The sequence below is a fragment of the Fulvivirga kasyanovii genome (genome assembly GCF_009711405.1).
Lineage (GTDB): Bacteria > Bacteroidota > Bacteroidia > Cytophagales > Cyclobacteriaceae > Fulvivirga > Fulvivirga kasyanovii.
On sequence record NZ_SMLW01000366.1, the window covers coordinates 1 to 7,251 of the forward strand.

Consider the following 7,251-nt stretch of genomic DNA (forward strand, 5'->3'; position numbering starts at 1 on the left):
TTTTTTGATAGGAAGTGGTTGAACCAGTCAAATCTTTAAGGGCAATATTTATCAGTAAAAAGTAAGGACGTTTGTTAATCGATGTCGTATAGAAATCGAGTTCTGCAAGGGTGGGTTAGTCTCTGTCTCGAGCCCTTAACTGAGATCAGTACATCTGAATAGCTGCAATTTAGCTCTATCTGCTATAATACTTTCAGGAAAAGAAAAGACACCCCATATAGCCAGGGTGTCTTCTAAAAATGATGCGTTTGAATATTCCTACACCGCCCAGGCTCCGTCGCCTGCCTTGTAGTCAATACAGGGGTCATAGCGCCCCGGTGTTTCCACATAGCGTCTTGCTTGTGTGCAGCCAATTTCAGAGCTAAAGTAGCCCAATAAGGTCAATTCCTTAATTATTCTAAAGTAATGCGGGTCAGCTTCGGGATTGCCCTTACCCTGCAGAGCAACTTCAACCTGAGCTTTGTCCAGGTCGTTCAGAAAAGCTATGCGCTCTTCTGGCTTGGCTTCCGCGAAGTCATGGCCATACTGTTTGTTAAACGATTCTTTAAATGAAGTCAGGCCCTGTGTAACAATAGTTTGGTGTTTAGGTTCGTAGCAGTCCAGTACCATCATGGCCATAAAGCTGCCAATACCTGCTGCCTTTGCTCCGGGTGTATCAGTGGTGGGTATTATGGTTTCACCAATTTCATCCAGCAGGGCCACGTCACTTTCCATGAACAGTGCATTGACACGCTCATCTTTTTCAACAGAACATCCTGATAAAAAAGTGTTGGCACCGATCACCGTGCCTCCCATAATTACGGATACTGCTTTTAATGCTTCTCTTCGGTTCATAGGATCAGATGTTTTGTTTTTTCAATTCATTTACGGCGAAATCACACGCCCTGGCAGTTAAAGCCATATAGGTCAGTGATGGGTTTTGGCAAGCCGCAGAGGTCATACTGGCCCCATCCGTTACAAATACGTTTTTGGCATCCCATACCTGATTATTCCCATTTAAGACTGAAGTTTTCGGATCTCTGCCCATCCGTGCAGTGCCCATTTCATGAATCCCCTGGCCAATGATATAACCAGAATCCCATGAATGTACGTTTTTCACTCCGGCAGCTTCCAGCATTTCTGCGCCGTCATTCATCATGTCCTGCCTCATTTTATACTCATTTTCTTTTAATTCCGCATCAGTTACCAACGCTGGGAGCCCCCATTTGTCTTTTACCTCCTTAGACAGATAGATTTTGTTTTCATGGTACGGGAGGATCTCTCCAAAGCCTGTAATACCAATAGTCCATTGCCCGGGTTCTGATAAAGCTTCTTTTAACTCTGCTCCAATGCCTAATTCGGCCACTTTGTTGCTCCAGCGTTCGCGGCTGGCACCTCCCTGATAACCAAAGCCTCTCAAGTAATCACGTTTGTCACCAAACAGGTTTCTGAAACGTGGAATATACACGCCATTTGGACGGCGACCATAATAATACTTGTCTTCATAACCATCCATAATGCCCGAAGCCCCGGCCCTGAAATGGTGGTCCATGACGTTGTGGCCAAGCTCTCCGGAGCTGCTACCCAGGCCTTCCGGCCAAATGTCAGTGGCTGAGTTCATGAGCACCCAGGTGGAGTTAAAAGCAGAAGCACATAAAAATATTATTTTGGCATTATACTCATAGGTCTGGTTAGTTTCCGCGTCCAGCACCTCAACTCCTGTGGCTTTTTTCTTATCCTTATCATACAATACCCGTGTTACGATGGAGAAAGGCCTGAGGGTTAGGTTTCCGGTCTGCATGGCTGCAGGCAGGGTGGAGGACTGGGTGCTGAAATATGCACCGAAAGGACAACCCAGCCAGCATTTATTCCTGTACTGGCATTGTGCCCTGCCTGTTTTTGGTGCTGTTAGGTTGGCAGACCTGCCCATGATCATGGTGCGGGCGTCTTTATAATGGTCTTTTATTCTTTTAGCTACTTCTTTCTCCACACAATTCATCTCCATAGCTGGGAGAAAGTGTCCGTCCGGGAGTTGTGGCAGCCCTTCCATTGACCCGTTTACTCCTATGAATTTTTCTACATGGTCATACCAGGGAGCAAGGTCTTTATACCGGATAGGCCAATCTACCGCTATGCCTTCTTTGGCATTGGCTTCAAAGTCAATGTCACTTAGCCTGTAGCTTTGGCGTCCCCAGGTGAGAGACCGGCCACCTACCTGATATCCTCTGAACCAGTTAAAAGGTTTCTCTTCCACATAAGGGCACTCAGCCTCATGTGCCCAAAAGTCCAGGTTCAGCTCATTCAGTACATAGTCACGCTTCAGTACCGGGTGCGCCTTGATCATTTCCTGGGTGTCCATGCCACGGTGAGGCACTTCCCAGGGAGCAGTGGTGGCACTTTTGTAGTCTTTAACATGTTCTACATTTTTTCCGCGCTCCAGTAGCAGCACTTTTAAGCCCTTTTCGGTTAGCTCTTTTGCTGCCCAGCCGCCGCTTATGCCCGACCCCACTACTATTGCATCATAATTCTGATCTGCCATGAATTCTGTTTGTTTTAAATATCACATAAATGTATGGCTTCCCGGAGCGAAGCCTGTTTGTCATCTTTCGCAGGTTTAAATTCCTGGGCCACATAGCCCTTAAAACCTGTTTCAAGTATGGCCTTCATAATGGCCGGGTAGTTTAGCTCTTGCGAATGGTCTATTTCATGCCTGCCAGGAACACCGGCAGTATGATAATGGCCAATATACAGATGGTTATCATTAATGGTATGAATGATGTCCCCTTCACTGACCTGCATATGGTATATATCATACAAAAGCTTAAAGTTTTCACTATCCAGTCTTTTGCATAGTTCCACACCCCAGATGGTATTGTCACACATCTGATCAGGGTGGTCAACTTTGCTGTTTAAGAGTTCCATATGAATAACCACGCCGGACTTTTCTGCCAAAGGCAAGATCTTTTTCAAGCCCTCAACACAATTGTTCAACCCTGTCTCATCATCCATGCCGTCACGGTTTCCACTAAAGCAGATCAGGTTTCTATATCCATTTTGAGACACCATTGGAATTACCTCCGTATAGTTTTTTATTAGCTGCTGGTGGTAAGCTTTGTTGTTCCAGCCTTTTTCCAAACCCATTTCCGCTCCATTGCACATTGAAGAGTGGACTCCATGTTTTTGTAATGTGTCCCAGTCTGCAGGGCCTGCAAGGTCAATGGCATTAAAGCCTATTTCCTTTACCAGCAGGCACAAATCGTCCAGCGAAAGCTGGCTGAAAGTCCATCGGCAAACAGAGTGGTTGATGTTGTTTTTGAGCGTTTCGCTTTTATTGGCATAAGCTATTTTGGGCCAGAGGGGAGTAGAAGCTATAGCTACTGTTCCTGTGAGCAGCTTTTTTAAAACAGACCTTCTTCGATCATTGAAGTTCATGCATTCGACTTTAAGTTAAAAGGCAAATATTACCCTCTTTGGGAAGGTAATATTTTAAAAACACCTCTTTAATATATGTAAAAAGGCAGGTCTGTGCAATGATATTGAGGTCTGTTAATCCAATTTAAAATTCCGCAAACGTTTGAGGAAGTGATGAGCTGCTGTATTTTTTTACATCTTTATAATTCTTTGCTCTATTCTCTCCTGATTAGCGGTTATTTGTACCACATATATACCAGCCGGCTGAGATGAAAGGTCTATCTGGCTGCCTTCTCCGGGAGTCTGAACGCTAACCAGGTCTCCGGTGGCATTAAAAACTTTTATCTCAGTTTCAGTGAAATCGTTAAAGTGTACATTTACAATACCTGAAGTAGGGTTGGGGCCAATTTTATATTTCATTTTAGGAGAAATAGTCAAGGGCTTGGAGTAAATGGCTTTACCGTCATGGTCAACCTGCTTAAGACGGAAGTAGTTTTTGCCAGGCTGTGCTGAGGCTGTAAAAGAGTATGTGTGAAACATATTGCTGGTACCATTGCCGGAAACCCACCCAATGGCCTCAAAGTTTTTAGCATCCACGCTATGCTGAACTTCAAAACCTGCGTTGTTTAATTCACTGGCTGTTGCCCATGAAAGGTCAATTTTTCCTTCCAGGTTTTCACTGGCGTCAAAACTTGCAAGAGTTACAGGTAGTACCTCATCTTCTATTACATTAACCCTGAATGAAAGATCAACATCAGGTTGAAAGCCGTTCAGGTAGGCTTTACCATCAACGTAAGCGTCTGCATCAGAGTGGTTAAATTTAATTTCACCTTCAAAATCAGAAAATACGAAGGTATAAGTATTGCCGGAAGCAAAATATAATGAGCCTTCACTAATGTTGAGAAATATAGCCTGAAAACCGTAACCGGATATACTCACGTCAGGTTGTGTGTACATGAGGCTGGCTTCGCTTGTGCTTTCACCGTTGTATATAGACAGGTTGCCTGTATATGTGGCAGAGTCGGCCTTCTCTACTTCAATGGAGTAAAATATGGCACCTGCACAATTATTAACTTTAAAGCTTTGGCCTATTTTTTCGGCTACGCTTCCTTCATTGTTGTATTCGGTAGACACACAATTGCCCTGGGCTTGTACGTCAAACATCAAGGCACTGCACAATAACAGCACGGCTGCTTTTATGCTTTTAATCTGAGGAATGTGATTGTGGCTTTTCATCATGATCTGTGTTTGAATCTTGATGCAAGGTAGATAGATATAGTGCTTTAATAAAATTGTATTTAACTCATTTGTGACAGTCGTATGTTTATTTTTGTGATGATTAAATTGGGATATTTTCTCTTAAGTGATAACTCTTAGGGTTGTGGGGATTTGCACTTAAACCAGACCTAAGGGATAACCCCGAACCCCCTGAGTAGCTCTGAAGTGCACTTGGTGTGCGAACAGACCTGTACATGGAAAAAACTGCTTCCATAGCGTTTTAATGTGCTATTTATACTCATTGACCCTGAGATGGCCCCTGGGAAGATGGGCTTGGAATAATTTATCACAAGCCATGAGTAAGCCATGTTAGTTTATGTGCGTTTTTGTCAAAAAATCATAAAAAAGCGTAAAAAGGTCGGTTATATGTACATGAATAATCTGTATTGTGGATTAAATGTGTTTTGCGAAACAGTTGGATTGGAGCCTTTTTTTAAGGTTTTTCAACTTTTTTCAGGGTTTTGAACCTGACTTTTGAGAAATCATTTATTACATATGATCTTTTCTCTGCCGGATGCTTTGAAATTATAATGGCAAAGCTGAAATCAGTGGAGTAAAATGTGTAGGGAAAATAAGGAACAAACGTAAAACCTGTGGAGTAAATGGATTGGAAAGTAAACAAGTAAAGTGAAACTGCTGCTAAAAATCAGTAAACCGCGCTTATTGTTATATTATACGAGTTTGTCTACTGCTTTTGCCGATTGCTATTAACAACTCTCTGTCAGCAAAGAGGTAAAAATTTAGGGGCTCCCCAGAAATTCCGCTTGATCCGAAAATAAGGCCTCAGGGAAATATTAAAATAAAAAAAAGTGGAGCAGGGTCAGGAGGGGACCCTACTCCTATGACCAGAAAACCCAGACTGACCCTCACAAGGAGGACCAATATCCAACCAACGGGCAGATCTGATCATCTTATCGGCATAAGACTTTTTTATCCTTGCCTCAACCAACTTCCTTTGATTAAGCTTATGGGTAGAGAATGTAGCTCTCTACCCATAAGTGATCTAAGTTCCAGGCTGTACCATTTGTTCACTACCATAAGTCTGGTACACCTGATCTATCCCTATAGCACACGGGATATGTAATACCCCCAAAAGAATTCTTAATTTTTTTTTAATCGCCCTATAACGGATCAGAAAAAGAGGAGTAGGGCCAGGAGGGACCCTACTCCTTGATAACCAGAAATAATCTTAGTTAGAAACCTTGATTAACCCTAGCTGATCCTCACTTGAAGAAATCAGCGTCCAACCAACGGGTGAATTCTGGTCATTTTTGCTGGCATAAACTTTCCATCTGTAAGTTCTGCCTACAACCAATTCGGCAATTGAAGCATTGCCATCTACATTAAATTGAATGCTTTTTTGTGATGATGGGATCACGATATTTTTTACAGGGTCTGCGCCGCTGTTATCAAATCCTCCCCATACCACATTTCCTGTAGATATATCTACCACCTCGATAACATAATCCGATGTACTGGAGTATGCTGTCCATTCGAAAGTAGGAGTGGTAGAGGTAACTTCTACCGGTTGTGTGGTTGTTGGTTCATTAGTAGGAGAGTTGAGGGTTATTGACCCGGTGATGTCAAAAGTCAGGGTAATGGCGTTGCCCCCGCTAAAGGTTACTACCGGCTCTCCAAACTTTGCGATCCTATCGGGATCCATTACCCGTTGATCATTGTCATAGGTGGCGCGTGCAATATATGTTCCGTCAGGGATGTTGGCCAATGTATAGCTTAATGATACTGTCTGAGTACTTAGTCCCGGGATAGTTTCCTTAGTTACGGGGTGTACCAGCGTAACATCAACATCTTTATTATCAGTGGCGAGATTTCTAACCGTTCCACTAAGGCTTCCTGCCGCACCTGCGGTTAATTCTATATTTACACCGGTAGTTTCAGTATTTATCACTACATCTGCACCTACAGCATTTGAAGTGTAATTAATAATGTAACCTTTAACCTGATAACTTCCTTGTGGCACATTATATATAGAGTAATTACCGTCTTTGTCAGATACCGTTGAAAATGCCGTGTTACTTCCCGCATTTTCTGCCACGACCAACACACCTGCAACTCCTGCAGAACCGCTGGCTACTTTACCAGAGATAAATCCTGCATCAGCAATAGAAGCAGGGGACATTTCTGCACTCTGTTCTGCTGTTCCTCCGGCTTCTACGGAAAAGGATACTGCTTCAATACCTCGTGGAGGTACAGCTTCATAACCTTGTTTGTAGAATTTTAAAAAGTAAGTGCCAGGGATTAGGTCAGCACTGAAATTGCCATCGGCATCCGTCGTTAATGAATTTTCAGTAGGAGAATTAGTCTCCGCATCAAAAACAATTATTTTGACACTTTCCAGTCCGGCCTGAGTTTTAATATCGGTTACTGTTCCGGTCAGTTTTCCCGTAGAGGGCCCACCATCATCATCTGAACATGCTGTCAACAAAATGTTGAAAAAAATAGCACTTAAAACAATAAAAAATAAATTTCTCTTCATGTGTATTACCGGTTTATTGTGAAATGTTTGACTGAATAGCACGGTGGAAATGCCATACCCCCAAAGGAATTTTTAATTTTTTTTAA

5 protein-coding genes are annotated in these 7,251 nt (G+C 42.9%); all 5 read right to left on the minus strand.

Features of this window, described 5'->3' with window-relative positions; translation table 11 throughout:
- Positions 1–258: 258 nt before the first annotated feature.
- Positions 259–834, minus strand: coding sequence for a gluconate 2-dehydrogenase subunit 3 family protein (locus E1163_RS04080; RefSeq protein ID WP_155169743.1), 576 nt, complete (start codon positions 832–834; stop codon positions 259–261).
- Between the two features lie 4 nt (positions 835–838).
- Entirely contained in the window at positions 839–2,518 is a 1,680-nt protein-coding gene (locus tag E1163_RS04085) for a GMC oxidoreductase (RefSeq protein ID WP_155169745.1), read from the minus strand.
- Positions 2,519–2,532: 14 nt separating this feature from the next.
- Positions 2,533–3,411 (minus strand): hydroxypyruvate isomerase family protein, encoded by an 879-nt coding sequence (locus tag E1163_RS04090; protein ID WP_155169748.1) that lies wholly within the window; start codon positions 3,409–3,411, stop codon positions 2,533–2,535.
- Between the two features lie 171 nt (positions 3,412–3,582).
- Entirely contained in the window at positions 3,583–4,629 is a 1,047-nt protein-coding gene (locus E1163_RS04095) for a T9SS type A sorting domain-containing protein (protein ID WP_155169750.1), read from the minus strand.
- A gap of 1,228 nt (positions 4,630–5,857) precedes the next feature.
- Positions 5,858–7,165, minus strand: coding sequence for an MSCRAMM family protein (locus E1163_RS04100; RefSeq protein WP_155169753.1), 1,308 nt, complete (start codon positions 7,163–7,165; stop codon positions 5,858–5,860).
- Between the last annotated feature and the right edge of the window lie 86 nt (positions 7,166–7,251).

Coding starts and splice junctions, on each gene's coding strand:
- E1163_RS04080 (WP_155169743.1), bottom strand. CDS start 834: ATGAACCGAAGAGAAGCATTAAAAGCAGTATCCGTAATTATGGGAGGC.
- E1163_RS04085 (WP_155169745.1), bottom strand. CDS start 2,518: ATGGCAGATCAGAATTATGATGCAATAGTAGTGGGGTCGGGCATAAGC.
- E1163_RS04090 (WP_155169748.1), bottom strand. CDS start 3,411: ATGAACTTCAATGATCGAAGAAGGTCTGTTTTAAAAAAGCTGCTCACA.
- E1163_RS04095 (WP_155169750.1), bottom strand. CDS start 4,629: ATGATGAAAAGCCACAATCACATTCCTCAGATTAAAAGCATAAAAGCA.
- E1163_RS04100 (WP_155169753.1), bottom strand. CDS start 7,165: ATGAAGAGAAATTTATTTTTTATTGTTTTAAGTGCTATTTTTTTCAAC.